This is a genomic window from Spiroplasma sp. Moj (genome assembly GCF_016082285.1).
In the GTDB taxonomy this organism is placed as follows: Bacteria; Bacillota_I; Bacilli_A; order Mycoplasmatales; family Mycoplasmataceae; genus Spiroplasma; species Spiroplasma phoeniceum.
The window spans coordinates 1-1,898 of sequence record NZ_MQTY02000144.1 but is presented as its reverse complement, the minus strand read 5'-3'; the positions used below and the strand labels follow the sequence as shown (position 1 = coordinate 1,898).

Sequence of the window (1,898 nt, the reverse complement as noted above, 5' to 3'; positions counted from 1 at the left end):
AATAAAAAAAACAACCCTTTAATAAGAGTTGTTTTAGCGCGTTTCGTTTTACAGTTTNNATCAATAAAATAATCATTTATTAGTGCTTTTTTANCAGCAAGTTGTTGAAAATCAGAGTTTTTAATTAAAATATCTATGAAAAAAAGTACGATATTCTCGTCAATACGATAAAGTCATAAATAATCGATTTTTTAGTGATAATTTGTTAGCTTTGCCACCTTTTTTAAATTTTTCTATTTCAGCAACCTTTAAAATATCTAACATTTTATTAAAAGTGGCTTGTTTTATTCCTGTTAATCGGAATAATTCTTTATCATTAATAAAATCAAATTTATCAAATTTCATAATTTTAGATTCCTATAATTTCTATTTTAAATATATTTTATAGGAATTTTAAAATAACTAGGTTATGCAAGAAGTCTATTCTAGGTATGGGACTTTTCTTATTATTTACCTTATTTTTTAGTAGTTTTAGTTTAATCATGGATTACTATANTTTAATTCGAATTACTTTAGGTACAAAAATTGGAAAAGAAATTAGCCATGAATATCATTTTAAGNAATTATTTCNAAAAAAAATGTACTAAATAGTTATTATTTACTATTTAATAATTTAAGAGTATAATTANTATATGGGGATGTTCCGGTTTCGACAGGAATGATCTACTAATATTGGCAGTAGTTTAGCAGACTATAATGCTACTAGNTTTGAAGAAACGCAAACAAAAAACAAAAAGAAGACAAAATTGAAATGCCAGTTTTTATGATGAACAATCAATTAGCANGATCAATGTTAGCAGNTTAATTCCTCGCTGTTAGAGGATTGCTAGCCGTAATAGTAGTTAATTGTAGATTATTAACTATTATCGTATCTCAAGTCTTAATCTAATAGAAATTCTAATTGATAATGTTAGAATTTTGAAAGTCTTATTATCTAGTTATTTAATTAGTTGTCTAATCCTATTATTAAATAATGAAAAAAGATGATTAGACTAAACTGTAGAAGATATTAGAATGTTATTTGTGGACGCGGGTTCAATTCCCGCCATCTCCACCATTTTTTATTTTTATTAAAAATAAGGTAGAAATTAAAAGAAACTTGTTTTGTCATAAATAAATTATTAGATTCAAGAAATTATTTATGAGAATTTTAGTTNNTTTTTTAAGTTCAAAAATATTTTTAAAAGGAATGATATAATAAAAAAAGTACAAGGTTTGTTAAAAGAGGTGGAAGTAAGTGANTAATATTTTAAATATTATTTTTGTATATTTATNATTTATAATTATTTTTTCTATCATTTATATTTTTACATGNGGTTTAGTGCGTAATTCTTTTGCTCGTTTTTCAATTTATTATCAAGTTGTTATTGGTGGTGTTTTTGCAATTTTGGTTATTATTGCNCAAGNATTAATCCCATTTTTTGTGCCACCAAAAACTGGCGAAACCAATACAATGATTGCTATTAATATTTTTCTGCCAATAATAGTTTGTTGAATGATAGGTGTTTTTATTTCTTGNTTTGCCACAATTTTATATACGATTATTATTTTTACTTTTCTTTTTGCAATTTTACCATTTTTAAATAATAATTATTTTTTACTTTTGACAGGTACTCCTAATATTATTATGATTTCAGTACTTTATGTTTTAACCCTTCTAATTGTTTTTGTGAGTTGGTATTTTAAATGAACAAAATGAACTAGATGGTCTTTATTGACATTAACAGGATTCATTACGGCTTCAATTATTGTTTTAGCACAATCNAAAAAGAATGGCTATGTCAGAAAACTTTGTAAGTGAATTATATGTTTTAGTGTGAATTGCAATGACTTATTTTGNTTATAGTATTTGTGGTATTATTGAATTAATTTATGTTCATGCAATAAAATTACAAAAT

1 protein-coding gene and 1 other RNA gene are annotated in these 1,898 nt (G+C 24.0%); one reads left to right on the top strand and one right to left on the bottom strand.

Annotation, left to right across the window (positions count from 1 at the left end):
• Positions 1 to 120: 120 nt before the first annotated feature.
• Positions 121 to 345, bottom strand: a complete 225-nt coding sequence (locus tag BST80_RS05140) for a transposase family protein (RefSeq protein WP_415746263.1) — start codon at positions 343 to 345, stop codon at positions 121 to 123.
• Positions 346 to 634: 289 nt separating this feature from the next.
• Here BST80_RS05140 and ssrA point away from each other — a divergent pair.
• Positions 635 to 1,057: a transfer-messenger RNA gene (gene ssrA, locus BST80_RS05135) on the top strand.
• The last annotated feature ends 841 nt before the right edge of the window (positions 1,058 to 1,898 follow it).